The following is a 26,267-nucleotide window of genomic DNA, read 5'->3' on the forward strand; positions in this document are numbered from 1 at the left end:
ATTCTGCGCGGAACCTTACACGACCCAATCACGCTCTGTTTCAACATCACTTGCTTCAATCAATTGATACAGTAATGCCGGGTTGGCCTTCATTGCTCGGATGACCTTTGCAGCAAGGCCACTGGGTTTCCTGCGCTTTAACTCCCATGATTTAACCGTTTCAACACTGGTGGAAAGCGCCGCTGCAAACTCTTTGCGTGAAACTCCCAGCCATTCCCTGAAAGGTTTCAGGTCATCTTCTTGCCAGCATTTATCCAAAATAAATGTACAGTGTGCACGTATCCAACTGGACTGAACTTCCAGCTCGCCATCCCACACCAAGGTTCCCCTCTCCAATCCAAAAGCCATAAACCTGTTGAGATCACTGAGTTCGGAAAAATCAGGGTTATTACTTAGCAGGGGAGCAAAGTCCACAAGGCCAAATGCACCGTCACCAAAGCGTATGCCCAGTACAAAATCTGAACCCGCTTTTTCAACGTCAATAATCTTATCTTTGACCATGGTGTTGATCCCATTGCAGAAGGATGTCTTGGCGATTTTCTTCTACCCACTGACAGGCACTTTTTAGTTGCTTGGGCGGCATCCTGCCAGTGACTTTGCCGCTTTTCACTTCAATCATTACTTCAAAGTCACCGTATCTGGCGTGGACATGTGGCGGAGGATGATCCCGGGTTCGCCATTCAATGATTAAACCGCTGTATCGGTAAATTATAGGCATGTTTACTGTGTTTGTGTACTGTGTACACGATTCTGGGTTTTAAAGAAGATTACCGTACCGACTATAGAGGTAGGTTAAAACCGGAGAGAAGAGTGCTGCGAAGCAACGCCGATAAGAATGAAAATGACTGGTTTGCCAACACCAAACCTTGGTGAAGCAACGCAACATTTGTACTGGACGGTTAACTATAAGGATTGTTTTCCTGCCAAGTGGCAAGCCACTTTTCAAACCCCACTTTTTCTTCCGGGGTCAAAAACAGCCCGTGCTTGGTACGCCGCTCAAGAATGTCTTCTGCCGTCTGGGCCCATTCGTGCCGGATAAGAAACTCCGCCTCACGGGCATAGAGTTTTCCACCGAAATACAGGCCCAAATCATCCATTGAAGCGGCATCCCCAAGCAGGGTAAACAGTCGGGTGCCATAGAGGCGGACGTAGTGGGTCGCGAGAGGCTCGGGCAGCCAGGGTTTGGCGAGGCAAACAAAGCGGATAAAGGCCGGGATATCGTTACCGGTATCGCCCCCGGGCAGGGTAGTGGTGGCTGTCCATGCCGGGCCGAGGTCCGGATAATACGGGGTGAGCTTTTCCATCGCGTGTTGTGCCAGTTCGCGGTAGGTGGTGATCTTTCCGCCAAAGATATTCAGCAAAGGCAGCTTTCCGCCCTCATCAGTAACATCAAACACATAATCCCGAGTGACAGCACTGGGGTTGTCTTTGTCATCATCAAACAGAGGGCGTACCCCGGAAAAGGTCTGTATCAGCGCATCTTTGCGAGGTGGGTTTTCAAAGTACCGGCCAAGGGATTCGAGCAGGTAATCAATTTCGCCCTCATCAATGGCAACATCCTGTGGGGTTCCGTCGTAAGAGATATCGGTGGTGCCGATAAGGCAGAGATCATCCAGGTACGGGTTGATGAAAATGACCCGTTTGTCCGGGTTTTGCAGCAGGTAGGCATGATCACCGGGCCAGAACTTTTTTGCCACGATATGGCTGCCTTTAACCAGCCGTACCCGGCGTTTACTTTCAATATTGAGTACATCGTCGTTTACCACGTTTATCCACGGCCCGGCTGCATTGACAATGCCTTTGGCGAGGTGGGCCTGTTGCTGCCCGTCTCGGTTTTGTGTGGTGATGTGCCAGTACCCGCCAATGCGCCGGGCTGAGGTGCATTTGGTCCGGGTGAGAATCTTTGCCCCCTTTTCGGCGGCGCTAAGGGCATTGAGTACAACCAGCCGGGCATCATCAACCCAACAGTCCGAGTATTCAAAAGCGCGGCGGTATTTATCTTTGAGCGGAACACCAGCCTCGGCGTGGCGGAGATCCCGTGTGGCCGTGCCGGGCAATACCCGGTTACCGCCCAGATTGTCATAAAGGAATAGCCCAAGCCGGATAAACCATGCAGGACGCTTGCCTTCACCGAGTGGCAGGACAAATCTCAGTGGCCAGATGATATGGGGGGCAGACCGCAGCAGTACAGTGCGTTCATTAAGGGCTTCTTTTACCAGCCGGAACTCATAATATTCTAGGTACCGGAGCCCGCCGTGGATAAGCTTGCCGGAGCGGGAACTGGTCCCTTCTGCAAGATCCCCCTGCTCACAAAGGGTGACGCTCAGCCCCCGTCCGGAGGCATCCCGGGCAATACCTGCCCCGTTCGCACCCCCGCCGATAACAAAGAGATCAACCGGTTCAATGTTTGCCTGTGTCATCTGGCCATTCCCCCTTTTTGCATTCAGTTTGTGCAGTCTCGGGACAACTTTTTCCGGACCAACTGGCATTATTCCTCGTCTTTCGGGCCGTAGCTGGCAAATGCCTCAATGGTGCCGGCAATCTCTTCATCACTCAGTACCACGGCATCCCCCATCAGGAGGGTGTTGTAGTACTGGCGAGCGAGGGTTTCCAGCTCTACGGCACGCCACATGGCTTTATCAAGGTTCTCCCCGGTGACAATCATGCCGTGGTTGGCGAGTAGGCATCCGGACCGTCCTTCTAGAGCCTCAAGGGCATTGGCTGATAGTTCCGGTGTGCCGAACCGGGCAAACTCGGCGCAGCGGACAACCGGGCCGCCGAACGCGGCAATCATGTAATGAACCGCCGGGATGTCTTTGCGGGCAATGGCTACGGCGGTGCAGTAGGTCGAGTGGGTGTGTACGACCGCGTGCATGTCATCACGGGCTTTGAGGATATCCAGATGGAAACGCCACTCAGTAGAGGGCTTCATTGGTCCCTCCCAGGTACCGTAGTCAGTGCTGATGGGCATTTTCGCCAGCATTTCTGGCTCCATCCTGTGGTACGGCACACCGGAGGGCGTGATCAGCATATAGTCGCCGTAGCGGGCGGAGATATTGCCGGATGTTCCCTGGTTGATGCCTGAGTCATTCATAAACAGGCACTTACTGATGATATCCTGGCGAAGGGCGTATTCTTCATGGGTCATTGTCATGGCGGTGTCCCCTTATCGGTAGATTTAATTTCTGTAGGAATACTTTCACTGAAGGTGGATGTACTGCCTCCGGTCAGCATGGATGCAGCGGTGGCAAGCCGGACAGGTATCGCTGGACTTCCCTGGCAGCGGCGTTGGCGGCGTTATAGACAGTCCTCATGGACGCGCCTGCAATGTGTGGCGTGAGGGTGACATTAGGCAGGGCCAGCAACCGGTCTCCGGCGGGGATGGGTTCAACCCCGAAGGTCTCCAGCATTGCACCACGCAGGTGGCCGCCATTAAGAGCCTCGTACAGGTCGCTGTAATCAACCATAGGGCCGCGGGCGGTATTGATAAAAAAGGCACCGGGCTTCATACGGGCAAGGGACTGCGCATTGATAAAGCCGGTGGTTTCCGGCGTAACCCTGGCATGGAGTGAGACCACATCTGACCGGGTAATAAGTTCATCGAAACTGACCATCTGGACGCCGCCCGCGCTATCGACATCATCGAGCGTTTTGTATGGGTCACAGACCAGGATCTGGCAACCAAATGGGCGCAGCAGTTTGGTGACTTTGGAGCCGATTTCGCCATAGCCAATCAGGCCAACCGTCAAATCGCAAAGCTCGTTCCCGGTGGTATCTGCCCGGTAGAGATCCCCCCGCCAGTTGCCCTGTCGGAGGGCATCATGCCCCCGCGTGATATTGCGGGTTTCAGCCAGGATAGCCCCTATGGTGAATTCGGCCACGGCGGAGGCATTCCGTCCCGGGGCGTTTACCACTGACACACCATGTGCCCTGGCAGCATCCATATCGATATTGACCGGCCCACCCCGAGCAACGGCGACCAGCCGCAGGTTTGGCAGCTGTGTAAACATACCTGCTGATAGCGGTGCAAGGTGGTTAACCAGCACCGGTGCCTCTCCGATGAATTCCACAATTTCGTCCTGGGCACCTAGGTATTCCTTGAGTCCTGCCATACCGGGGTTCTGGTACCCGTGCTCCATTGGCTCATCGGGCCATGCCAGCTCAAGGCTTCTGTATGTGAGCTTGCCTGGGCAGGCTTTTTCCAATGCTTGCTGGAAATGGATGGGTCGCATAAAGCGGTCCCCGATGATGGCGACCTCGGTTTTCATTGGGCGTGTCCTTTATGTTGGTGGAACGCATGCCAGACGGGCTGGAGTTGCCGACGGGTCTGGCGGTAGATGTTGCGAAGCGGGTGGTATTGGCTTTCTGCAATGGCATTCGGGAGGACTGGCTCGCCAAGCAAGGGGTAAACCCAGTTGCGCGCAGCCGAGGCCATATCCGGGTAAATGCCCGTCTGGACAGCAGCCATCATGGCAGCCCCGGCAGCACCGGATTCTTCCTGTTCGACATGGCGGATAGGCCGCCCGAGCACGGAAGCCATGATGGCCCGGAAGATCGTGGAATTGGAGGCGCCACCGGCAAGCCGGATATCGTTGGGAATGTCCCCCATGGCGCTGTAGCAGTCCCACCCGGCGAAGGCCAGGCCTTCGAATACCGCTTTCAGCATATGGTAGAAGCCGTGGGCATTTTCCAGCCCGACAAAGCTTGCCCTGGCATCCGGATCGAGGAACGGGCCTCGCTCCCCGGCATTGGAAATGTAGGGATGGAACAGGGCAGAAGCATCCGGTAAAAGCGGGATTTTTTTATCAGCGATGGCGATAAGTGCCCTGCGGTCGGCAGCCACACCCAGATCGGCACAGACCTCAAGGGCGACATCGAGCATCCAGTCGATATTGAGTGTCGCCGCCATATTGGACTGCATCTGTGCCAGCATACCCGGCGCAGGGAAACACATGGTATAACCGGTGCAAGCCGGGTCCAGCGTTGCCTTGTCCGGACTTTCCACCAGTTTGATGTGCATGCCGGTGGTGCCGACAATGGAGCAGCCGGATTCGGTGGAAACACCATCGTACAACCCGCCACCAAGTGCGGCGCAAATCACATCCACATAGCCAAGGATGACCGGGACACCGGCTGTCAGACCACACTGCCGGGCTGCATCCGGTGCCAGAGGGTGGGAGGCCAACGTGCCGTCAACAATCTCCGGCAGCAATTCGGCGCTGCCGTTCAGCCCCAGCCGCCCGATGACCTCATCGTCATACTGCCGGGTGCGGAAGTTGCCAAAGGTAAATACCGCTTCCGACGGGTCGGTTGCCCGTTCGCCTGTCAGGCAGAAGTAGAGCCAGTCCTTGGCGTGGAACGCCGTGGCAGCCTTGGCAAAACGCTCCGGCTGGTGTTCACGTATCCAAAGCAGCTGGCTGCTTTGCTGGCAGGCGTTCAGACCGGTTCCGGTTCTTTGGTAGTGCTCAGGGTAATCCGGTTTTGCAATTTTGCTGCTGACAATGCCGGATGCGCGGCTGTCGAGCCACAAAAGAGCCGGGCCAAGGGGCCGGTTGTGGGTGTCCAGCAGCCAGGTGCCATCCCCCTGCCCGGTAATACTGATTGCAACAAGGCGCTTGTCCAGGTCGGGAATTTTCCGGGCAAGACCTGCCAGCACATCCGCAGCGGCTGCCCAGGTCCGGTCCATGTCCTGCTCTGCATGTCCATTTTCACCATGGGTGTAAAGGTTCGGGGTACTGTGTTTTGCTACAAGCTTCCCTTCGCTGTTAAAGGCTACCGCTTTAATGACGGAAGTGCCTGCATCCAGCCCGATAATGATGTCCTTTCCCATCAGGTGCCCCCTCCGCCTTGAATCAGGGCCTCACCGGAATCCCGGTCAAAGAAATGGAGCTGCCCTGTGTCGATATGGATGCGTGCGGTGTCCCCGGCTTTCAGGGATTCGCGCTGGTGGGAGATAGCGATAAGGGTATGGTTTCCAAGCCGGATAGCCAGGTGGCTCTGGTCACCCAGCCACTGGTTGGCAACCACTTTGCCAGCCAGTCCGGTGTTTTGCAGGTGGACCGCGTAGGGGCGAATCCCCATCATCAGGTGGCGGTGGGTGAGAATGCGTTGAAGCACCGCAGGGGAAAAGGCGCTGCCAGGATAATGCAGGGTTGGGAAAGCGTCATCCGCAAGCCGGCTTTCCTCTCCGTCTGAACGGTTTTCCCTCAGAACGATTTCGACGTTGCTGCCTTGCCGGGTAATTTTTACCGGCAGCACATTCATCGGCGGTTCACCGATAAAGGTACCGACAAAGAGGTTTGCCGGTTCTGCCTTCAGTGCCTGGGGTGTGGCGTACTGCATGAGGATACCGCCTTCCATCACAGCAATCCGGTCAGCCAGGGCGTTGGCCTCGGTCTGGTCATGGGTGACGAGAATGGCGGTCATGCCCCGGCTTTTAAGGTAGTGCTTGATATGGCCGCGCAGCAGGGTGCGAAGGCGGGGTTCAAGTTGCCCCATGGGTTCGTCGAGCAGGAAGAGCTCAGCGTCCCGGGCCAGGGCTCGGGCCAGGCTGACACGCTGTTGCTGCCCGCCGGACAGCGAAGCCGGGTAGGCATCAAGAATATCCTCAATCACCAGCAGGCGGGCAAGTTCATTGACCCGGTTTTCCGCTTCCCCGGCGCTCAGGTTGCTGCCCTTGAGGGCGAACGCAATGTTGTCGCGCACTGTCAGCGGCGGGTAGAGGGAGTATCCCTCAAAGGCCATGGCAACCCCGCGCTTGGCCGGGGGAAGCTGGTGGACGGGTTTGCCTGCCAGGGTAATGGTGCCATGGGTGACGTCCTCGAACCCGGCAATCATACGCAGGGTTGAGGTCTTGCCGCAGCCGGAAGAGCCGAGCAGGGCAATGATTTCCCCTTTGGCGACTGTCAGGCTGAGGTCTTTCACCGCGTGGATGTGGGCATCATAAAATTTGTCGAGATGACTCAGTTCCAGGTGTGTCTGGCTCATGCGCAGGCTCCTTCCAGCTCAGGGCCACCGGTAACCACACGCAGCCCGGATGCCTCTTCAAACAGCAATATCTGCTCTGTGGGTACGGTGACCCAAATTCGGCTTCCCCTTGCGGGGCTGGGCTGGTGCGAGGGGATGGACGCCACAAGCTCCAGCTGATCCTCCCCTTCCATCAGCACTACGGTTTTTTCATTCACCGGGGTAACGGCCTTCACTTCCATTGCCAGTTTGCCGCTGCCCGGCTGGTCTGAAAGGGCGAGGTGTTCAGGGCGTATCCCGGCGACATAGCTGCCGCCGGTATGGAGCGCCTCCGGGTGTGTGTTGATCGGCAGGGAGAGAGAAAGACCGCCAACATTTATCTTCCACTGCCCACCCTGCCAAAGCGGCCCGACGGCAAAGGTGTTGATGCTGGGGTCGCCGAATGCCGTGGCGATATCAAGGTTATTGGGCGAGAGGTAAATTTCTTCAGGTGTACCAAGCTGCACCAACCCTTCACTGCCGAGCACCGCGATGCGGTCACCGAGCGCCATCGCCTCTTTGTAGTCCTGGGTAACATAGATGACGCTGGCCTTCTGTTTGGCAAGCAGCTGCGGCAATTCAAGGCGCATTTCAAATCGCAGTTTGGCATCCACATTACGCAGGGGGTCATCCAGCAGCAGGATATCCGGTTTGGCTGCCAGCGCCCTTGCCAGTGCGGTGCGTTGTTTCTGGCCATTGGAAAGTGCCCGCGGGGTATGGCTGAGCACCTGGTCGATTTTCAAAAGCTGCGCCACTTCCAACACCCGGGCTTTCACCTGGCCTTCCGACATACCGGAACCGACAATGGCGCTGGCAATGTTGTCGAAGGCATTCATGTGCGGGAACAGGGCAAAATTCTGGAATGCCATGCCGATACCTCGCGCTTCCGGGCCGCTGTCGGTGACGTTGTTCCCGCGCAGGTACACGTCCCCCTCAGTTGGCATTTCCACCCCGGCGATAAGGCGGAGCAACAGGGTTTTTCCGCTGCCGGATGGGCCGAACAGGGCAATGGTCTCTCCACCCTCAACACGCAGGTTGATGCCGTCCAATACCCTGTGGTTTTTAAAGTGTTTGCTGATGGCGATAACTTCAATCATGGTCTTGCCCTTACCCCTTCACTGCGCCGAGAGACAAACCTTCAACCAGGTAACGCTGGGCATAGAGTGCCAGCAACAGGGTTGGGGCAATGGAAAGTACAATGGCTGCCGCTATCTGGCCGTACTGGATGCCGGATGCGGTCACAAAGGCCAGCGCTCCCACGGTGACCGGCTGTTTGTCGGCGGAGGCCAGTACCAGTGCGAAGACAAAGTTGTTCCAGGCGAAGATAAATGACAGCAACCCTGCAGCGGCAATGCCCGGCCCGGCGAGCGGGATGGCAATTTTGCGGAAGGTGCGGAACCAGCTGTTCCCGGCAATGCGGTAGGCGTATTCAATGTCCGGGCTGATGTCCTCAAAGTAGCCGCGCACAATCCACAAAATCAACGGCAGGCAGATGAGCTGGTATACCCAGACAAGCCCGGTGTAGGTGTTCGCCATGCCGATGTCCTGGAAGTAGAGCGACAGGGGAAGCAGTACCAGAAGTGGCGGTGCAAAACGGAAAGAGAGCAGGGTAAAGGCAATGTCTTCACCCAGCCGGAACTGGAAGCGCGCAAAGGCATAGGCTGCCGGTACCCCGAGGATCAATGCCAGCAACACTGAGCTTGTAGAGAGCAGCAGGCTGTTACCCAGGTTCTTCATAAAGGCGATATCCAGGGTGCCCGCAGCACTTTCCAGCTTGCCGGTAATCAGCGCGGTGTAGTTTTGCAGTGTCGGCTCAAACACGATACTGGGCGGGATGCGCAGGATCTGCTCATTGGTCTGGAATGACATCAGTACAATCCAGAAAATCGGGAACAGGAAGAAGATCAGTACCAGGGTGATCAGGATTCGGCGGAGCCAGCGTTCTACGGCGGAATAGTGTTCCATGGTCTGCTCCTTAGTTCGCCAGGTTCCTGGCCCTGAGTTTGAGCCAGTTTTTGATAAAGAGGTTCGACAGGAAGTAGGTGATGGCTCAGAGCACCATCAACAGGGCTGCCGAACGGCCAACATTGGTGGACTGGAAGAACTGCAGGTAGGCTTCCACCTGGAAGACCATCAGCTTGTCTCCCGGCCCGCCCTGGGTCATGGCATAGATAATGTCGAACTGCTGGATGGCATCGAGCAGGCGGAACAGCACCGCCGTCAGCATGTACGGAGTCAGCATCGGAAGGGTGATGCGGAAGAAAACAAAAGAGCGGGGCACATTGTCCAGTGCCGCCGCTTCAAACGGCTGCTGTGGAAGGGAGCGGAGACCCGCCAGCAACAAAATCATGATAAAGGGCGTGTACACCCAGATATCGACCAGCACCACAGTCATCAGCGCGGTATCCGGTGAGGATGCCCACTTGAAATCCGGGTAACCCATCAGGGCGACAAAATAGCTGAGGATGCCGAAATTAGGGTTGGTCATCAGCTTCCACATCAGCGCAGCCAGCGCGGGGGCCGTCATCAGTGGCATCAGAAGGGCGATGGAGACAAAGTTGTTGAACCGGGTGCGCCGTTGCAGAAGAAGGGCAATGCCAAGGCCGAGGACAAGCTCCAGCCCGACGGTAAGCCCGGTATAGGTGAGGGAGATTTTCAGGGTGTTCCAGAATGCCGGGTCGGTGAAAAAGTCTGCGTAATTCTGGCCCCAGTTAAACTTGCGAAGGTGGGGCAGGTTGAGGCGGTAGCGCTCCAGCGAATAATACACCGCGGTGAAAAAGGGAATCAGGATCCCGATACACACCAAAAGCGCAGGCAGGCTCAGCACATAAGGCAGGGCCTTGCGCCAAAACCGGCTCGACTTGTGGGTTTGAGCTGCCTCCATATCCCGGCTCCTTCGCGATACGTCGTGGGTAAAGGGTGAAATGGGCTCCCCAGAAACTCCGGGGTGGCAGGGGAGCCATGTTGTTGGAATGCGCCGTGTTTAGCTCAGGCCTGCATCCCGCAACTGTTTGTTGATGCTGGCTGCCAGCATGTCGAGGCCTTCATCAACCGGCACTTCATTGGCCACCATTTTTTGCAGCATCGAGGCCCACTCAGTGGTGAGGTCGAAGAACAGGGGCTGAGGTGTAAAATAGATTTGCGCGTTTGGCGCGGATACATCGTGCTGGTTAAGGTAGCCCGGGTATTGCTCGGCAATACGGTCACGGAAGGTGTCGTCATCCCATACCGACTGGCGGACAGGGTTAACAAAGTCCATCTTCCCTGCACCGAACAGGCCGTGCTCAATACCGCTCGCCCACTGCATGAAGTACCAGGCTTCATCCTTGCGGTTGGAGAAATTCGACATTGCCAGGGACCAGATCCATACGTTAGGTGACGGGGCGCTGGCATCCGGGTTGGCAGCAAACGGGGCGTAGGCGATATTGCCGCGTTCCTTGTTGTCGCCACCGTTCATAAAGTACCCGAGGATATCGGCGTCATAGATCATTGCCGAGGCACCGGCTCCGAGGTCTGTACCCACCTGGTACCAGGTATAGGTCGACCAGTTCTTAGGGCCGGACTCCTGGATCATTTTCACCCACTTGGCGTGGAAATCCTTGGACACGGCAGTGTTCATCGCGGCTTCAAGGGTGCCGTCGCTTTTCACATTGAGATCGCGCTGGCCGAAATTGGCGTAGCCGGAAAGGAAACCCGGGTGGATAGTTGCCCAGGAACGGGAGCCCCTCACACCGATGCCGTATGGCCCGCCAAGGTCACGCTGCGCCTTGGCTGAGACATCGAGAAGCTCATCAATATTGCCCGGTACCTGTAAACCGGCCTTGTCGAAATAGCGGCGGTTGTAAGAGAGGTTGTTCAGCTCATAGCCCCAGGGGATACACCACTGCTTGGCATTTGCCGAACCCAGTTTGCTGCCGGGGATACCGTCCCAGGCCGTGGAGGCGCGAAGGCCGGGAAGCACGTCCTGCCAGTGGTAATTGGGGTTAGTTTTGGCCGGGTCGTTAATATATTCATTGAGGTCAACAATCCAGCCGGCAGGGCCGTAAGTCCAGGTCATGTAAGCCCCGGTCATAAAGGCATCGTATTCTGACGAACGGGATGACAGGGCGGCAGTCACTTTGTCGAAGTAGACATCTTCCGGGAAGATATCGTATTGCACTTTCATGCCGGTCATCTTTTCAAACGTCGGCAGGTTGGCAATCATGGCATCGACATAAGGGTGCTTGTTGAGAAGGAGTTTGACTGTCTTGCCTTTGTATTTTTGCCAGTCAAAATCCGCCGCCATGGCATCGCTGGACAGGCTGGCAATCAGGGATCCTGTCATGGTGGCAGAGGCACCAAGCGCCGTCATTCCCTTGAGGAATTCACGCCGTCCAAGCTGCCCCTGGAGGAAGCGGGTGACCAGATCTTTTTCTTTCCTTAACATGGTGTTCTCCTTTAACAGGTACTCAGAGTGGCTTTGGATCGCGCAGCTCTTACGTATCACCCACCAGATGCCTGGCTGTAAGATCGTCGGTAATAAGCCCTTTCAGCAGACCGCTACGCAGTACCGCCTTGAGTGCCGCGACTTTTGACAGGCCACCTGCCAACGCCACGATAGGCTTTCCCTGAAGTTCAGCGACAGACAGCGACATTGCGCGTTCATTCAGCCCCGATTTAACGAGTTCTCCATTTACATCGAAGTAGTGCCCGAGGATTTCCCCATGGGCACCTTTTTCCTGTATTTCCTGCATTTCCTCATTGGTCACCAGGTTTACTTCGCTCAGGTGCGAGTGCCAATTGGCCTCGCCAATACTGATAAAAAGAAGGTCAGCCTGGCGTCCCATATCGAACACATCAGCAATACCCGGCTGGGACATCAGGATTTGCTTGTCCCGGGCACTGTTGGCGAAGATGGAAACCGGTAACATGTAGGCATCTGCCCCGGTTTTTTCTGCCAGCCGGTGGATCACATCCAGCGGGTTGGCGGCAAACTTTCGTGTCAGCCCCCCGAGCAGGGAGACAAAGCGGACATCCGGGTGTTCCATCATGGGTAGATGGGAAACCATGGATGCCAGGGTCCGGCCATGCCCGATGCCTATGGTCTGGTAGTGCCCGCTCTCCACGGCCCGTCGCAGGTATCCGGCACCGGCAATACCCAATGCCCTGAGCGGCAATGCTCCCTCATTGAGATCGGGTACCACCTGACAAAAATCCAGCTTGAAGCATTCAGAAATCCGGTTTTCCAGCTCAACGCAATACTGGATGGTGGGCTCAACAAATACCTGTACCAGCCCGGCCTTAAATGCCCGGGCAATCAGCCGGTGGGCCTTGGGCTGGGTGATACCGAGCCGTTTGGCAACGTCGCTCTGGGTCATGCCGCCGGAATAGTGCAACCAGGCCGCTTGTGCAGCCAGACTGTCTTCATCGGAAACATGATCTGTGGTTCGGTTTTGGTTCAGCACACGTCACCTGAATAATTTTTTAACGGTTGAAAAATTATTTAATCCGGGCGGGAAAACCGTCAAAGGGGGGAGTGTTTCAGGGATGAGAAAAGACGGGACGGATCGGGAGATTTAATAGAAACAAATCCAGGAAAACCACGTTTTTTCAAATGGTTGAATTTAAGCGTTAAAAAATAGGTTCATGTAACTCAAAAGACTGTTGCTGATTTGGCAATAAATACTGCTGCCCTGAGTCTGTTTGGGTATTGAAATACCATAGAGGTATCAGGGCTGGTTGGGTGTCAGCCCTCTGTCTTGTGCATGGACTGGCACGGTTGGCAGGTTAGCGCTTACCTCCCTAAGCAAAATGTCTAAAGACGATGGTGTGAAGCAATGCATTGCGGGTAAGTCATTGCCCCTGGCTATTGCATTCACCTTTCGCGTGGGGGAGTAACGCAGTTCAATGACTGCCAATCTATCCGCCACGCCAACCATATCCGGCTTGAACCCATAAAGGGTTTCAATCATAACCCCCAGTAGTGAGAGCGCTTGTTCGGTCATTTTTTTGCTTTTCAGGCCGCAATAGTACCAAACGTCCTTGAACCTCAGCTCACTGGTGAAGTCACGTTCAACACATTTTATGCATTGGTACCTCTCCCAGGGAGCGCTCAATACCGCGAGGCACATGCCCAACAGGCAAAAAAAGCAATAGATCGCCAGAAGGGCAAAGGTAAGGACCATCATGGGAATACCCAGCCAGGCTTTCAGGGAAAAAGGTTGGTACCAGATTGCGCGGCCGGTCTGTCTGACGTCAGTGAAATAGCTTTCAACCTCCTCCCGTTGTTTCCCCCACAGCGATGCAATCCGACGTTTTATGCGGAAGATAATCGAATGATTGATACATTGAATGATTTTGGGGTTCATTATTTTTATTAATGCATAGGGACACCATTTCAGTGTAAATACTCATCATGTTGAATATTGTGAAGCTGTAGGCAAATGTTCTTTATAAACAAAGGTATGGTTTAAGCATGGACGAAATGCCAGCAGTTAAGGACATTGTAATGCCGGATAAAAAATCACAACTCAGTACCTCCCCGTTGAACGCCTCCTTATCTACACCGACCTGGAACGCTGCAGAGCGCCAGGCAGCAAAACTTCTTCTTACTGAACTGGAAAGCTACCTGTCACTGATACAGATGGCAGCCGGACAGCGTGATAAATGGCAGGAAGTAGAAGAGTCCATTTATGTGCTCTCTGAAAAGCTGGCGATGATTTGCCACACCGAAAAAACAATCGGTGAGGGAAAGCCTTCCTGTGTGGAGTCAGCCATGGCAAGCAATGTCTCACTGTCGGGGTAAGATGTTCTGATTGCAAGAGTGCCAAGCAATTGATTGGACAAGGCGCCTATTAGTGAGAGTGGGTGATAATCACTATTCTGACAACGGGTATTCTCATTGGTGATAAGGGCATTGGAAAAAACTGTTGGCGATGATTAAGCCGGACACACTGTCCAATTAATCGTCTCATGTTGTTTGGAGATACAGATAACAAGAGGAATATCGTCTATGAACAGTAAAATTTCCCAATTAAAAGCGTCACTAGACAGTAAAAAAGCCGACTTCGAAGTGCAGGCTGACAGGCTGAAAGCGCAGTTGTCAGAAAACTTAGATCAGGCGAAAACAGAAGCCTCTGCCCGGAAAGAAGAAGTTAAAGCACGTCTGGAAGCTCAAAAGGCCAGTGTTGAAGAAGCAAAACACAGTGCCAATGCGTGGTTTGCTGAGCAAAAAGCCAACACAGAGGATAAAATTCAGGAATGGAAATCTGAGCGGGAGTTGAAAAAGCTCGAGAACCGGGCTGAAAAAGCACGGGAATACGCCGAAAACGCTGTGATTCTTGCGCTTGCAGCCATTGCAGAAGCAGAAGATGCGGTGATTGATGCGGTTATAGCTGCATCGGATTACGAAGAAGCCACCTCTGGATGATTCAAATAACCTACCCGAGATTTAAGTAAACGGCCCCTTACCCCAATTTCCGCCAGGGCAGTTTTCAAACTTAATACCTCGCTCACAATACTGTTTTTATATACAGTTAAAATGGTGCCCATTTGAACTTCATCTGAGGTGAATATGGGCACTATCGACAGCATTGTACTGCATGATTTTATCGTAAAAGCGAAAGCAAACTCTTACGTGGGCCGGGCTCCCAAATGCCTGCCGTATCGACAGGGCTCCCACGATGTACAGTTCGTTGAAGGGCGTTTCAAGTACCTCGACAGCTATTTTGGCGGGACAGATTTTCTTGGCCAGGAAGTGGTTTATTTTGATGACCAACCCGTCTGGGCGATGAACTATTATGGCAAGATACTTCGCCCGGATATGTATGATGCAGTGAAAGCCGGAGAGGTCATCCTTGAAAGCCTTGCCCAGCTTTACCGCACGGGCACATTCCTTGGTGACTTTTGCCATGAGACCCCATTTGGCACCTACTTCGATACCAATTCCGGTCAGGTGGAGACATTTACCGGCTATGAGTGGATTCAGTATGAAGGAAAGAAAGTCTATGACCTCCACTACCATGGCGGGCTGATTAAGCCCTGACTGCCGGCAGGGCTAACGTCTTTTTGATGCAGGATTATTCAACAATAAACCCTAAACTTTCGCTTATCTTCAATGCATAAGAAGCAACGCTGGCTCTGGACTCTTCTATGCTCGGGAAGTAGTGCTGCAAACTCAGGTGATCCATTTTTAAATAGGGGACTGTTAACACGGCTTCCAACTGTCGGTTTACTGAATAAACCGGAAACGAAAGATCAGTAACACCGGGGACAACTTCACTTGCGCCTATGTAGAACGTTTTATCCCTCACTTCAATGAGCGCGGATTTAATCTGATCTTTTTCATTGGATGCCATATTGCCCAGTGTTAACAGGCGTTCAACCTCATCATCAGTACATGATGACAAATAGACGAGTCCTGAACCCGATGCATGGACATCAATTTGAGCACCTATCTTGACGCCAAAACCCATCATGTAGGGGCTGAAACTCTGTGCGATGACTAGCATTTTATTGCTATCGAATACAGTGACATGGCAGGACTGTTGGGTCTCTTGCGCGAGCCTTTTGAGGTAAACTGCACACGCCCGGGTTAACCTTTCAATCGGCCGGTGATGATTGGCTATCTGGTACAGCTTCATGCTTAACCAGTATTTCCCTGATTTAACGTCATGCACTACGTAGTTCCGTCGCTTGAGCTCTTCTAGCATACGGAAGATTTCGTTAACCGTTTTACCCAGGGCTTCGGCAATTTCTTTTTTGGTTAAAGGTTCATCCTGAACGCAAAGAAATTCAATAATATCCAAAGCTTTAGAAACAGCAGGGGCTCGATATTCCGTTTTACTACCCTCTTTCATTATTCCCTCTGAAATGCTAATCACCACGGGCTTGAAGTCCCATCATACAAAAATGCGCGGCAAGATGGTAAGCGACTGATTCCACGTGGTAAGAAGGATGAAGAACATCATCGGTTTTGATTGACAGATGCACTGAATAGAAAGGTGTTCGGAGCCCACGCATTGCCAGCTTTCCGGCAGATATTCCCCGCTACTGGCTCAGCAAAAAAGCCTCAAATGCCTTGGCTATTGGGGAGAGGCGCTTTTCTCTGCGGTGTACCAGATACCAGTGGCGAAGTATCGGCATCTCCTCAACATCCAGAATGCAAAGACGCCCGGTTTCCAGTTCCAGCTCAATGGTGTGGCGGGAAACAATGCCAAGGCTCAATCCGGCAGATACCGCCTGTTTGATGGCTTCACTGGCACTCATTTCTGCGGCAACGTTGAGGGCATAGCCATGGGAGTCGAAGAAACGTTCAATGGCAAAGCGGGTGCCGGAGCCCTGCTCCCTGACCACCATGGGTTCGTGGGCAATTTTTTCCAGCGGGATTTCACAGTTCCCGCAAAGGTGATGATCCGGCGGTGCTATCACGACCAGGGGATTTTCCATAAACACAGTCGCGTTGACGTCCAGCTCTGCGGGCGGCTTGCCCATTATTACCAGGTCACACTCGTTATTTTTGAGGTCTTTGAGCAGGCTCTCACGGTTGGTGACTTTAAGGCTCAGGCGCACATCAGGGTGCTGGCGGGAAAATGCAGCCAGCAACCGGGCGGCAAAATAGTTGGCGGTACTGGCTACAGTGATGTTGAGCTTCCCGCTGGAGAGGGATTTCATATTTTCGAAAACATCTTCGGCATCGCGCAACTGCTGTGAGATCCTTTGGCAGTATCCCAGCAGTTCCTGTCCGGCGTCGGTGAGGTACAGGGCTTTTCCCATCTGTTCAAACAGTGGAAGACCGATATTGTCTTCCAACTGGCGGATTTGCATGGATACCGCCGGTTGGGTGAGATGCAGCTCCTCTGCTGCACGGGTGTAACTGGCGTGGTTTGCCACGGCCTGGAATATGTTGAGCTGTCGTAAGGTCAGATGCATGAAACTTCCTTGATCATAATGGCCTTTATTGACGTTGTTATAGTGACGCCTTTGGTATTCAGCACAAAACAGGCCATCCTTGCCTGTTGATATGCCAAACCCAACATAACAGTGCCGGTGCGGCAACAGCAATGAGCAACGGTATGCTTAATGGGTGGATCGTAGTGCCGAAAATGGAAAGGCAGTGACCGTTATCCGGTCACTGCCTTTTCGCTCGCGCAATGGTTAACCAGCCTGTTTTGTCAGGCTGGCGAACAGTGCAGGGAGGGTTTCTGGGAGCTTGGTTATCCTGTCCAAAACCGTGTAGTGACCTTTGCCAAATACCTGACTGACATAGTTATCTGCCTCTGGGTCAATAGTCAGGCAGAAAGGAATAATCCCAAGGCTTTGCAACTCATCGGCGGCGTTTCGGGTGTCGGCCTGGAGGTAGAGCGGATCACGTACATCTATGTCCGCCGGTTCCCCGTCACTGACCAGCAGCAAAAGTTTTTTGCGTTGTGGTTGGCATGTTAAATAGGTCTTGGCATGACGGAGTGCCGCCCCCATCCGGGTTGATAAGCCGCCTTTCATGGCGGCCAGCCTGGCTTTTACCTTGTCATCATACTCGTCATCAAAATCTTTATAGCGGTAATACTGTACGTCACTTCGGCCATTGGAGGCGAAACCGTGAATGGCAAAAGGGTCTCCGATACCGTCAATGGCCCCTGCCAGCATAACGGCAGCTTCCCGAGCCATATCCAGAATAGTGCGGTTCTCACCGTCGTCCGGCACCCGGTCAAGGGTTGACTGGGAAAGGTCGAGCAATACCAGTACTGCCAGGTCGCGTTTGTGGCGTTTTAGCCTCTGGTCGATGTTCATTTCCGGCAGCGAGCCCCGGCGCAGTTCCTTCATTGCTTCGATGGCAGCGTCAAGATCCAGCCCGTCACCTTCGTATTGCCTGCGAAGCCGGGTCAATCCTTTGGGTTGCAAGGCTTCCACCATAGCCTGAAGGCGACGCACCAGGGGCTGGCGCCGGGCGAGTATGGCATCAATGTCCGTTGCTTTCCCGCTGGGTGTCGAGTGCTCGGTCAGGGTGACCCAGGATGGGCGTTGGAAGCCGGCCCGGTAGTCCCATTCAGGATAATAATAGGGTGGGGAAACCTGCACTTTGCCTTCCAGTTGGTTCATGCTGACATTTTCCGGGTCCCCGTCTCGGAAGAACTCGGACTCCAGTATCCAGATCTCCTGAGCATCGTCGTCTGCCAGCTCGCAGTCGATTTCGTTCACCATCTCCATCACACTGACAGTGCGCTTTACCTGCGGCATGCTGCGCAGGTGCCATTCCTCGGACTCCAGCTCGCCGTCATGCCAAAGGGCCGCATTGTCATCCCGGTAGGGGATATCCAAGCTGGTAAGCTGGCTTGCCCGTGGCAGGGCGGAGAGCCCGGTAATTTCTTTTGCCAGCCAGATGCCGATGGCTTCGACACAACGGTGCTGGGCGTTGGCGCTGTTTTTGGTCATCAGGTGGGCGAACTTTTCACAGGTTTTCTCGATGACCGGGTGACAGTCAGAACATGCCGGGTTGAGCAGGCAAAAGGCAACGCGCTCAAGGAAGGTAAGCACTGACTGGGTTATGCAGACGTTGTGAGCCTTGGCTTCATGGAACGGTTGCCAGAGTTGCTGCAATCCGGGGAAATCCCGGATGGCGAGCGCTTCAACCCGTGCATCCTCCACCAGCCCGATACAGATTTGCTGCAGCGGCGTGTAGTCGGTTTTCCGCCACGGACGTGAATAGCGCAGGTGGGCCGCACAGTGTGCAGCGGCAGCGCGGTACTGCATTTTACCGCTCAGCTTGCCATTGCTTTTTTTGTCGGGAAATGCGGCTTCGGCCGGGTAATCATCCATGGCATCCGGCAGTTGGATAACGCCGTTGTTGATGGTTGGCCGGAGCAATTGCCCAGCCTTATTCCCATCGCCTGTGTCGTCTTCCAGCGAGACGCTGACCGGGCGCATAAAAAAATCAGCGCCCCAAAGTGCGCGAAGGAAAAAGTTAAGTTGCCTTTGCACATCGGCGAACAGGGTCCCCCGGCGCTGCCGTTGCAGAATTGCCTGGCTGTCAGCCGAGCTCAGGGAGAAATAGGCCGCCAGCGCAGTTGGCTGGTGGGCATGCGTCCTGGCACCCCAGAGTGCCCACTGGCGCAGGCCGTTTATGGGCAGCCGGGCAAGCAGGCTCCCTGTATGGGTAAACAGAAGCTTGAGGCTTGTAGGGGCAAGGGCGGCAAGCTCCTCAACCAGTTTGAGATAGCGTTTTACTCCGTCTGCGGAACCGACCCGGTTTGCCACCGTTGGCAGGATTTCTACCATCTGGATGATGCGCTCCGTCCCAAGCCATGCAGTGAGGGAATTCATGGTTTCATAAGTGTTCGCCATCACCGAGATGTCACTGTGGCGAACCACCTGCGGCATTGTCTGCAAGAAGGTCATGACCAGTTTGCTGCTGCGGTTGTTGTCGACCAGCACACGGGCAATGTAGAGGTACACATTGATACCGTCGCTGTCCATCACCGCCCCGGCTTCGCTGAAACTGGCATCAAGGGTATCCGATGAGGTGTTGCCCTGCTGCCAGCCCGGGCCGAGTAAGGTGTCCTTCAGGGACGTGTATGCCTTTTGTTGGTGTGGGGTTGCCATAACCGCTGCCTCCTCTTTGCCTTTGTACTCAAACCACCTTGAAGTGGTTTGGGTATATTCAAAAACAGCCCTGCACTGTGGCATCCAGGGTGTCGCGAATATCCGGGTCATCGCTCAGCGGGCGCACCAAGGCCATGTGACAGGCGGCGACAGCCGGGATCCCCTTGGCAATCAACTGGCCGGTGTATACCAGCAAACGGGTGGATATCCCTTCGCTAAGGCCGTGCCCGACTAAGTTCCTGGCGTGGGTGGCTATCTGGATAAGGCGTTCAGCCGTCTCTTCATCAATACCGGATTCGTGGCACACAATGGCAATCTCGGTCTCTTTTTCCGGGTAGGTGAATTCAAGGGCGGCAAACCGCTGCTTGGTGGAGGTTTTCAGATCTTTCATCAGGGTTTGGTAACCCGGGTTGTAGGAGATCACCAACTGGAAATCCTGGTGGGCGTTGACCAGTTCGCCTTTCTTTTCCAGTGAAAGGGTACGGCGGTAATCCGTGAGGGAGTGGATAGCCACCGTGGTGTCCTGCCGTGCTTCCACAACCTCATCCAGGTAGCAGATGGCACCGATGCGTGCTGCCGTGGTAAGGGGGCCGTCCTGCCAGTATGTGCCGTCTGCATCGAGCAGGTAACGGCCAATAAGGTCCGACGCTGTCATGTCCTCATGGCAGGAAATGGTGATAAGGGGCCGGTTCAGTTTCCAGGCCATATGTTCGACAAACCGGGTTTTACCACAACCGGTTGGCCCTTTTAGCATCATTGGGATACGAGCGTCGTATGCCGCCTGGTACAAGGCAATTTCGTCGCCGGTTTCCTGGTAATAAGGTTCATCGCTGATCATGTACTGGCTGTGCGGGGATACCGCTTTGATTGCCTGTGTCATCGCTGCTCTCCTTGGCCGTACCGGCGCGCAATGTTGCTGCCCGGCTGCCGGGGCAACCGGGCGGAAGAAAAAAGGCCGGGCTGAATGCGGAGGGTCCGTATACATTCCCCGGCCAAAAGGCCCTACCGTGTTAAGCCTTAAACAGAGTCCGTCACTCAAACGGAGTTCAAATGGAGATGGGGTTACTCAAACCCTGGGGCCCGGTAAATCACCATGGCGGCACCCTGGCTCTGCTTGAAGTTGTCATAACCTATCAGCCGGACGTGGTGGTTCGGGTTCTGGTTATGGCATAGCTGAGCCTCGTTGAGGATGGTGTCAACATTGGTTTCACCGAACATGGGCAGTTTCCACATGTACCAGTAGGCGCCGCTCGCTTCTTCCGGCTCGGTATGTTCGATAGCCGGGTTCCAGCCTTTGCTGACGATATACTCAACCTGGCGGCGGATTTGCTCGGCCGTCAGCCTTGGCAGGTACGAAAAGGTTTCAAACTTGCGGCTGTGTGCGTCCGTCAGCCGCGACGGGTAATCCATCACTTCACTCATACTCTGTGCTCCTTGTTCGCATTGGGAATGCAATGGGTTTCCCCATTGATTCCATTCGTGGGCTCCCGCTTAGGCGTGGGCGACGTCCAGTTTGTCGACAGTGTCAAACTCGAACTTGATCTCTTTCCAGGTTTCCATAGCAGCTTTCAGCTCTGGGCTGTGCTTGGCTGCGGCAGTGAGGATGTCCTTACCTTCGCGCTCCAGGTCACGGCCTTCGTTGCGCGCCAGCGTACAGGCTTCCAGTGCGACACGGTTTGCTGCCGCGCCGGCTGCGTTGCCCCATGGGTGGCCCAGGGTACCGCCACCAAACTGGAACACTGCATCGTCACCAAAGATGGAAACCAGTGCCGGCATGTGCCACACGTGGATACCGCCGGAGGCAACGGGCAAGACACCAGGCATGGAACCAAAGTCCTGGTCGAAGAAGATGCCGCGGCTGCGGTCTTCCTTGATCACGCGGTCTCGCATGATATCGATCCAGCCGAGGGTGGCATCACGGTCACCTTCGAGCTTGCCGACCACGGTACCCGAGTGGAGGTGGTCACCGCCCGACAGGCGCAGGCACTTGGTCAGTACGCGGAAGTGGATACCATGGCGTGGGTTACGGTCGACCACAGCGTGCATCGCACGGTGGATGTGGAGCAGTATGCCGTTATCGCGGCACCAGTTGGCAAGACCGGTGTTGGCAGTGAAACCCGCGGTGAAAAAGTCATGCATGATGATCGGCATGTCGAGTTCTTTGGCATATTCAGCCCGGCGGTACATTTCTTCCGGCGTCGGGGCTGTCACATTGAGGTAGTGGCCCTTGCGCTCACCGGTTTCTCGTTCTGCGCGGTGTACGCCTTCAGCAACATAACCGAAGCGGTCACGCCAGCGCATAAACGGCTGTGAGTTTACGTTCTCATCATCCTTGGTAAAGTCCAGGCCGCCACGGAGCCCTTCATAACAGGCGCGGCCGTAGTTTTTGGCAGACAGGCCCAGTTTGGGCTTGATGGTACAGCCCAGCAGCGCACGGCCGTATTTGTTGAGCAGGTCACGTTCAACCTGGATGCCGTTTGGTGGCCCGCCGCAGGTTTTTACATAGGCAATCGGGAAACGAACGTCTTCAAGGCGAAGGCCACGAATTGCCTTAAAGCCGAATACATTACCGACCAGCGAGGTCAGGACGTTTACCACAGACCCTTCTTCAAACAAGTCGATGGGGTAAGCAACGAATGCATAAAATGAGGTGTCATCACCGGGAACATCTTCAATAGCGTAAGCACGGCCTTTGTAGTAATCGAGGTCGGTCAGCAAATCGGTCCAGACGGTGGTCCAGGTACCGGTTGATGACTCGGCTGCCACGGCAGCGGCGGCTTCTTCACGTGGGACTCCGGGCTGGGGTTCTATTTTGAAGCAGGCCAGAATATCTGTATCAACCGGGGTATATTCCGGCATCCAATAGGTTTCCCTGTATTCCTTTACACCTGCCTGGTAACTTTTAGCCATAACCATATCCTTATTTCTGGAGAGGTGAGAATCGTATTTTGAATAATCGCCATCCTGTCGTTGGCATAGGGATAGTTTTATTGGCTGGAGCCAATAAGTGAAATTGGAAGTTTTTATGTCAGCATAAGAAAATATTTTGAGAATAAGAATAAACCATAACTAAAACTATTTTATTCTCTTACCTCTTTGATTTATAAGATTTCATATAACTCTATGCTTTGTGTGGTTATCAAGGGTGGAGTTCTTATTTCTTCTCGGCTAATTACCTGTAATTTATCGGTAATATTTTTATTTATGTGTGTTTATAAGTTTTATTTATTCTGACTTCGATTATTCCTGATTGGAGCGCTTTATTAATTGCCTTTAACGTGAAACCTATCGTTCGTGCCCGCTTTTTTCGCTTTTATTGCCTTCTGATATTCGATGATGCTGTTTTAGCCGGGACGCAGGAATTTCAGTAAAAAGGAATTAACTATGAGCCAGATTCAGGAACAGAGCCACGCGCTGGAAAGGGTGCCGGATGCCGCACCTGGTGAACAGCCTTCAGAGAAATCGCCGCTTTTGGAGAATCCGTCGCTTTTGGAGAACCCCACGCTTTTGGAGAATCATAGCGAACGGGTGAAGTGCGCCAATGCCATCCGTATGCTTTCCGTTGATATGATCCAGGCTGCCAATTCCGGGCATCCGGGGGCGCCAATGGGTATGGCGGATATTGCCGAAGTGCTTTGGCGTGATTTCCTGAGCCATAACCCGGCCAACCCCGGCTGGGTAAACCGTGACCGCTTTGTCCTGTCCAACGGCCATGGCTCTGCATTGCTGTATTCCCTGCTTCATCTCACCGGCTATGACCTGCCTATGAAAGAGTTGCTGCAGTTTCGACAGCTTGGCAGTAAAACGCCGGGCCACCCGGAAGTCGGGATGACGCCGGGAGTGGAAACCACAACAGGCCCGCTTGGACAGGGACTGGCCAATGCGGTTGGCATGGCGATGGCAGAGAAAACCCTCGCCGCCCAGTTCAACCGGGATGAGCACAATATTATCGATCACTACACCTATGTGTTCCTGGGGGACGGTTGCCTGATGGAAGGGATCTCCCACGAGGCCTGTTCGCTGGCTGGCACCCACAAACTGGGTAAGCTGGTGGCTTTTTATGATGACAATGGCATCTCTATCGACGGTGAGGTCGAAGGCTGGTTTACCGATGACACGCCGGGACGTTTCCGGGCCTATGGCTGGCATGTGATTGAAAATGTGGATGGACACGATCCTGTTGCGATCCGTGATGCCATTCTTGATGCCCGTCGGGAAGAAGAAAAGCCGACGATGATCTGTTGTAAAACAGAGATTGGCAAGGGATCGCCAAATAAAGCCGGCAGCCATGATGTGCACGGGGCGCCACTGGGTGAGGAGGAAATCCGGGAGACCCGCAAGGCGCTGGACTGGCCTTACGGTCCTTTTGATATTCCCCAGACCATCCAGTCCCTCTGGGACGGGCGTGAACAGGGCGTAATGCGTGAAGCGCTGTGGAACCGCAGGTTTGCAGCATATTCACAGGCTTACCCTGAACTGGCTGAAGAATTTACCCGCCGCACCGAAGGCTCCTTGCCTAAAAACTGGAAAGAGCAGGCTGAAAGCCACGTGAAAACAGTGGCGCTTCGCAGCCAGAGCATTGCTTCACGTCAGGCATCCCAGCAATCCCTCAACGCCCTTGCCCCAACTTTACCTGAGATGCTGGGGGGCTCTGCCGATCTCAGCCCGTCGAACAATACCTTTTGGGAAGGCGCGTGGGACATCGAGCCCGACCAGCCGAACGGAAATTACATGCGTTATGGCGTGCGTGAATTTGGCATGAGCGCTGTGATGAACGGGATTGCCCTGCATGGCGGTTTCATTCCATTCGGCGGCACCTTCCTGGTGTTCTCCGACTATGCCCGCAACGCCATCCGGGTGGCGGCGCTTTCCCATATCCACGCCATCTATGTCTACACCCATGACTCCATTGGCCTTGGGGAAGACGGGCCGACGCACCAGCCGGTTGAGCACTTGGTCAGCCTGCGTGCCATGCCCGGCGTAAACGTCTGGCGTCCCTGCGATGCGGTGGAAAGTGCAGTGGCGTGGAAACGGGCGATTGAAGATAAAACCGGCCCGCATGTTCTGGTGTTTTCGCGCCAGAAATTGCCACACCAGCTGCGCCGGGCAGACCAACTCAGCCTGATTGAACGAGGCGGCTATGTGCTCCGTGAGCATGAGGGGCGTTACGGTGCCCAGCCTGACATTATCCTGATTGCCACCGGCTCAGAAGTGGCTGTAGCGACGGAAGCTGCTGTGATGCTGAACCGGCAGGGCGTCGGTGCGCGGGTGGTGTCCATGCCCTGTACCTCTGAATTTGACAAGCAGCCGCAGCACTACCGTGATGCCGTACTGCCGCCGGATGTCCCCTGCCGCATTGCTGTGGAAGCAGGTTCAACCCTTGGGTGGCACAAGTATGTAGGCAGCCGTGGCCGGGTAATGGGGATTGACAGTTTTGGCGAATCGGCCCCGGCGTCCCGTCTTTTTGAACATTTCGGCCTGACGACAGAAAAACTGATCTCACTGGCACACCTTGCCCTGAGTGAATCGAACTAACAGGCAGGCCCAAGAATGCATTCTGGAATTTAATGAATAGTCCGATTACAAGGAGTGAATTATGGCACTTATCAGCCTACGGCAACTGCTCGACCATGCAGCCGAGTACAGCTATGGCGTCCCGGCATTCAACGTAAACAACATGGAGCAGGTGCACGCCATTATGCGGGCAGCAGCAGCGAGCGACAGCCCGGTGATCCTGCAGGCATCAGCGGGTGCCCGCAGCTACGCCGGTGCTTCTTTCCTGCGTCACCTGATGCTGGCATCAGTGGAAGAGTGGCCAACCATTCCCGTCGTGGTGCACCAGGATCACGGGGCGTCACCGGGAATTTGCCTCCAGTCCATCCAGCAGGGTTTTACCTCGGTAATGATGGATGGCTCACTGATGGAGGATATGAAGACCCCGGCAAGCTACGAATACAACTGTGACGTCACCCGCCGGGTGGTGGAGATGTCCCATGCCGGTGGGGTGTCCGTTGAAGGGGAGCTGGGTTGCCTGGGATCACTGGAAACCGGTACTGCCGGTGAAGAAGACGGATCCGGTGCAGAAGGTGTACTGAGCCACGACCAGCTGCTGACCGACCCGGAAGAGGCGGCGGACTTTGTCCGTGCGACCGGGGTTGATGCCCTTGCCATCGCCATTGGTACCAGCCATGGGGCTTACAAGTTTACCCGGCCACCAACCGGGGACATCCTTGCCATCGACCGTATCAAGGAAATCCATGCCCGGATCCCAGATACCCACCTGGTGATGCACGGGTCGTCTTCTGTGCCACAGGATTGGCTGGCCGTAATCAACGACTACGGCGGCGACATGGGAGAAACCTACGGTGTGCCGGTGGAAGAGATTGTAGAGGGTATCAAACACGGTGTGCGTAAAGTGAATATCGACACCGACCTTCGCATGGCAAGCACCGGTGCTGTCCGCCGTTTCCTTGCGGAAAACCCCAGTAACTTCGACCCGCGTAAATTCCTGTCTGCAGCAACCGTTGCCATGCAGACCCTTTGCCAGGAGCGTTATGAGGCCTTCGGATGTGCAGGCATGGCCTCGAAAATTACCCCGGTTAGCCTTGAAGCCATGGCATCACGCTATGCCAGTGGCTCGCTAGCGCCTTCAGTGCGCTGAAGCAGTCAATGCGAAGCCAGAGGAG

The 26,267-nt window shown here is 54.6% G+C and carries 24 protein-coding genes; 5 read left to right on the forward strand and 19 right to left on the reverse strand.

Annotated features, from left to right (window positions below):
- Positions 1-15: 15 nt before the first annotated feature.
- The 13 genes from nadS to NF212_RS03115 all read right to left on the reverse strand — a co-directional run bounded on the left by nadS (position 16) and on the right by NF212_RS03115 (position 13,352).
- The gene (nadS, locus tag NF212_RS03055) at positions 16-501 is read right to left on the reverse strand and encodes a NadS family protein (RefSeq protein WP_434358700.1); all 486 of its coding nucleotides are present in this window, start codon (positions 499-501) and stop codon (positions 16-18) included.
- Positions 488-718 (reverse strand): DUF4160 domain-containing protein, encoded by a 231-nt coding sequence (locus NF212_RS03060; protein WP_434358702.1) that lies wholly within the window; start codon positions 716-718, stop codon positions 488-490. Before NF212_RS03060 ends, nadS begins: the two co-directional genes overlap by 14 nt.
- A 181-nt stretch (positions 719-899) precedes the next feature.
- A complete protein-coding gene (locus NF212_RS03065) occupies positions 900-2,420 on the reverse strand; it encodes a glycerol-3-phosphate dehydrogenase (RefSeq protein ID WP_434358704.1) in 1,521 nt (506 codons plus the stop codon).
- 68 nt (positions 2,421-2,488) lie between these two features.
- Positions 2,489-3,154 (reverse strand): class II aldolase/adducin family protein, encoded by a 666-nt coding sequence (locus NF212_RS03070; protein ID WP_434358706.1) that lies wholly within the window; start codon positions 3,152-3,154, stop codon positions 2,489-2,491.
- Between the two features lie 73 nt (positions 3,155-3,227).
- Positions 3,228-4,268, reverse strand: a complete 1,041-nt coding sequence (locus NF212_RS03075; RefSeq protein WP_434358708.1) for a 2-hydroxyacid dehydrogenase — start codon at positions 4,266-4,268, stop codon at positions 3,228-3,230.
- Positions 4,265-5,830, reverse strand: coding sequence for an FGGY family carbohydrate kinase (locus NF212_RS03080; protein ID WP_434358710.1), 1,566 nt, complete (start codon positions 5,828-5,830; stop codon positions 4,265-4,267). Before NF212_RS03080 ends, NF212_RS03075 begins: the two co-directional genes overlap by 4 nt.
- On the reverse strand, positions 5,830-6,987 hold the full coding sequence (locus NF212_RS03085) for an ABC transporter ATP-binding protein (protein ID WP_434358712.1): 1,158 nt from the start codon (positions 6,985-6,987) through the stop codon (positions 5,830-5,832). Before NF212_RS03085 ends, NF212_RS03080 begins: the two co-directional genes overlap by 1 nt.
- Positions 6,984-8,102 (reverse strand): ABC transporter ATP-binding protein, encoded by a 1,119-nt coding sequence (locus NF212_RS03090; RefSeq protein WP_434358714.1) that lies wholly within the window; start codon positions 8,100-8,102, stop codon positions 6,984-6,986. The genes NF212_RS03085 and NF212_RS03090 overlap by 4 nt, the downstream gene beginning before the upstream one ends.
- A 10-nt stretch (positions 8,103-8,112) precedes the next feature.
- Positions 8,113-8,970 carry a carbohydrate ABC transporter permease gene (locus NF212_RS03095; RefSeq protein WP_054673016.1) on the reverse strand — a complete coding sequence of 286 codons (858 nt, stop codon included), beginning with the start codon at positions 8,968-8,970 and terminating at the stop codon, positions 8,113-8,115.
- A gap of 85 nt (positions 8,971-9,055) precedes the next feature.
- Entirely contained in the window at positions 9,056-9,889 is an 834-nt protein-coding gene (locus tag NF212_RS03100; protein ID WP_434358716.1) for a carbohydrate ABC transporter permease, read from the reverse strand.
- A gap of 99 nt (positions 9,890-9,988) precedes the next feature.
- Positions 9,989-11,431, reverse strand: a complete 1,443-nt coding sequence (locus tag NF212_RS03105) for an ABC transporter substrate-binding protein (protein ID WP_434358718.1) — start codon at positions 11,429-11,431, stop codon at positions 9,989-9,991.
- Between the two features lie 49 nt (positions 11,432-11,480).
- Positions 11,481-12,449, reverse strand: coding sequence for a sugar-binding transcriptional regulator (locus NF212_RS03110; protein ID WP_434358720.1), 969 nt, complete (start codon positions 12,447-12,449; stop codon positions 11,481-11,483).
- A 264-nt stretch (positions 12,450-12,713) separates the two neighbouring features.
- Entirely contained in the window at positions 12,714-13,352 is a 639-nt protein-coding gene (locus tag NF212_RS03115) for a hypothetical protein (RefSeq protein ID WP_434358722.1), read from the reverse strand.
- A gap of 107 nt (positions 13,353-13,459) precedes the next feature.
- Here NF212_RS03115 and NF212_RS03120 point away from each other — a divergent pair, with 107 nt between their 5' ends.
- From NF212_RS03120 to NF212_RS03130, 3 genes are all read left to right on the forward strand, one after another.
- The gene (locus NF212_RS03120) at positions 13,460-13,789 is read left to right on the forward strand and encodes a hypothetical protein (RefSeq protein WP_434358724.1); all 330 of its coding nucleotides are present in this window, start codon (positions 13,460-13,462) and stop codon (positions 13,787-13,789) included.
- 207 nt (positions 13,790-13,996) lie between these two features.
- Positions 13,997-14,413: a hypothetical protein gene (locus tag NF212_RS03125; protein ID WP_434358726.1), complete on the forward strand. Its 417-nt coding sequence runs from the start codon at positions 13,997-13,999 to the stop codon at positions 14,411-14,413.
- Positions 14,414-14,557: 144 nt separating this feature from the next.
- Entirely contained in the window at positions 14,558-15,028 is a 471-nt protein-coding gene (locus tag NF212_RS03130; protein WP_434358728.1) for a DUF5680 domain-containing protein, read from the forward strand.
- A gap of 34 nt (positions 15,029-15,062) precedes the next feature.
- Here NF212_RS03130 and NF212_RS03135 read toward each other — a convergent pair whose 3' ends face one another.
- The 6 genes from NF212_RS03135 to NF212_RS03160 form a co-directional block, all read right to left on the reverse strand.
- The gene (locus NF212_RS03135) at positions 15,063-15,842 is read right to left on the reverse strand and encodes an IclR family transcriptional regulator (protein ID WP_434358730.1); all 780 of its coding nucleotides are present in this window, start codon (positions 15,840-15,842) and stop codon (positions 15,063-15,065) included.
- A gap of 190 nt (positions 15,843-16,032) precedes the next feature.
- Positions 16,033-16,914 carry a LysR family transcriptional regulator gene (locus NF212_RS03140; RefSeq protein WP_434358732.1) on the reverse strand — a complete coding sequence of 294 codons (882 nt, stop codon included), beginning with the start codon at positions 16,912-16,914 and terminating at the stop codon, positions 16,033-16,035.
- A 225-nt stretch (positions 16,915-17,139) separates the two neighbouring features.
- On the reverse strand, positions 17,140-19,581 hold the full coding sequence (locus NF212_RS03145) for a nitric oxide reductase activation protein NorD (protein ID WP_434358734.1): 2,442 nt from the start codon (positions 19,579-19,581) through the stop codon (positions 17,140-17,142).
- Between the two features lie 58 nt (positions 19,582-19,639).
- Entirely contained in the window at positions 19,640-20,461 is an 822-nt protein-coding gene (locus tag NF212_RS03150; RefSeq protein WP_434358736.1) for a CbbQ/NirQ/NorQ/GpvN family protein, read from the reverse strand.
- Between the two features lie 182 nt (positions 20,462-20,643).
- Positions 20,644-21,003 carry a ribulose bisphosphate carboxylase small subunit gene (locus tag NF212_RS03155; protein WP_434358738.1) on the reverse strand — a complete coding sequence of 120 codons (360 nt, stop codon included), beginning with the start codon at positions 21,001-21,003 and terminating at the stop codon, positions 20,644-20,646.
- Between the two features lie 69 nt (positions 21,004-21,072).
- A complete protein-coding gene (locus tag NF212_RS03160) occupies positions 21,073-22,491 on the reverse strand; it encodes a form I ribulose bisphosphate carboxylase large subunit (protein ID WP_434358740.1) in 1,419 nt (472 codons plus the stop codon).
- Between the two features lie 474 nt (positions 22,492-22,965).
- Between NF212_RS03160 and tkt the strand changes: the two genes are divergently transcribed.
- Both tkt and fba read left to right on the forward strand, forming a co-directional pair.
- Positions 22,966-25,116 (forward strand): transketolase, encoded by a 2,151-nt coding sequence (tkt, locus tag NF212_RS03165; protein WP_434358742.1) that lies wholly within the window; start codon positions 22,966-22,968, stop codon positions 25,114-25,116.
- A 61-nt stretch (positions 25,117-25,177) separates the two neighbouring features.
- Positions 25,178-26,242 (forward strand): class II fructose-bisphosphate aldolase, encoded by a 1,065-nt coding sequence (gene fba / locus NF212_RS03170; protein WP_434358744.1) that lies wholly within the window; start codon positions 25,178-25,180, stop codon positions 26,240-26,242.
- Positions 26,243-26,267: the final 25 nt, after the last annotated feature.

This window comes from Parasalinivibrio latis, from assembly GCF_036825535.1.
Classification (GTDB): Bacteria; Pseudomonadota; Gammaproteobacteria; order Enterobacterales; family Vibrionaceae; genus Parasalinivibrio; species Parasalinivibrio latis.

Bases quoted from the DNA above. Each gene is read 5' to 3' on its own strand.
- nadS (WP_434358700.1), bottom strand. From the start codon at position 501: ATGGTCAAAGATAAGATTATTGACGTTGAAAAAGCGGGTTCAGATTTT.
- NF212_RS03060 (WP_434358702.1), bottom strand. From the start codon at position 718: ATGCCTATAATTTACCGATACAGCGGTTTAATCATTGAATGGCGAACC.
- NF212_RS03065 (WP_434358704.1), bottom strand. From the start codon at position 2,420: ATGACACAGGCAAACATTGAACCGGTTGATCTCTTTGTTATCGGCGGG.
- NF212_RS03070 (WP_434358706.1), bottom strand. From the start codon at position 3,154: ATGACAATGACCCATGAAGAATACGCCCTTCGCCAGGATATCATCAGT.
- NF212_RS03075 (WP_434358708.1), bottom strand. From the start codon at position 4,268: ATGAAAACCGAGGTCGCCATCATCGGGGACCGCTTTATGCGACCCATC.
- NF212_RS03080 (WP_434358710.1), bottom strand. From the start codon at position 5,830: ATGGGAAAGGACATCATTATCGGGCTGGATGCAGGCACTTCCGTCATT.
- NF212_RS03085 (WP_434358712.1), bottom strand. From the start codon at position 6,987: ATGAGCCAGACACACCTGGAACTGAGTCATCTCGACAAATTTTATGAT.
- NF212_RS03090 (WP_434358714.1), bottom strand. From the start codon at position 8,102: ATGATTGAAGTTATCGCCATCAGCAAACACTTTAAAAACCACAGGGTA.
- NF212_RS03095 (WP_054673016.1), bottom strand. From the start codon at position 8,970: ATGGAACACTATTCCGCCGTAGAACGCTGGCTCCGCCGAATCCTGATC.
- NF212_RS03100 (WP_434358716.1), bottom strand. From the start codon at position 9,889: ATGGAGGCAGCTCAAACCCACAAGTCGAGCCGGTTTTGGCGCAAGGCC.
- NF212_RS03105 (WP_434358718.1), bottom strand. From the start codon at position 11,431: ATGTTAAGGAAAGAAAAAGATCTGGTCACCCGCTTCCTCCAGGGGCAG.
- NF212_RS03115 (WP_434358722.1), bottom strand. From the start codon at position 13,352: ATGAACCCCAAAATCATTCAATGTATCAATCATTCGATTATCTTCCGC.
- NF212_RS03120 (WP_434358724.1), top strand. From the start codon at position 13,460: ATGGACGAAATGCCAGCAGTTAAGGACATTGTAATGCCGGATAAAAAA.
- NF212_RS03125 (WP_434358726.1), top strand. From the start codon at position 13,997: ATGAACAGTAAAATTTCCCAATTAAAAGCGTCACTAGACAGTAAAAAA.
- NF212_RS03130 (WP_434358728.1), top strand. From the start codon at position 14,558: ATGGGCACTATCGACAGCATTGTACTGCATGATTTTATCGTAAAAGCG.
- NF212_RS03135 (WP_434358730.1), bottom strand. From the start codon at position 15,842: ATGAAAGAGGGTAGTAAAACGGAATATCGAGCCCCTGCTGTTTCTAAA.
- NF212_RS03140 (WP_434358732.1), bottom strand. From the start codon at position 16,914: ATGCATCTGACCTTACGACAGCTCAACATATTCCAGGCCGTGGCAAAC.
- NF212_RS03145 (WP_434358734.1), bottom strand. From the start codon at position 19,581: ATGGCAACCCCACACCAACAAAAGGCATACACGTCCCTGAAGGACACC.
- NF212_RS03150 (WP_434358736.1), bottom strand. From the start codon at position 20,461: ATGACACAGGCAATCAAAGCGGTATCCCCGCACAGCCAGTACATGATC.
- NF212_RS03155 (WP_434358738.1), bottom strand. From the start codon at position 21,003: ATGAGTGAAGTGATGGATTACCCGTCGCGGCTGACGGACGCACACAGC.
- NF212_RS03160 (WP_434358740.1), bottom strand. From the start codon at position 22,491: ATGGCTAAAAGTTACCAGGCAGGTGTAAAGGAATACAGGGAAACCTAT.
- tkt (WP_434358742.1), top strand. From the start codon at position 22,966: ATGAGCCAGATTCAGGAACAGAGCCACGCGCTGGAAAGGGTGCCGGAT.
- fba (WP_434358744.1), top strand. From the start codon at position 25,178: ATGGCACTTATCAGCCTACGGCAACTGCTCGACCATGCAGCCGAGTAC.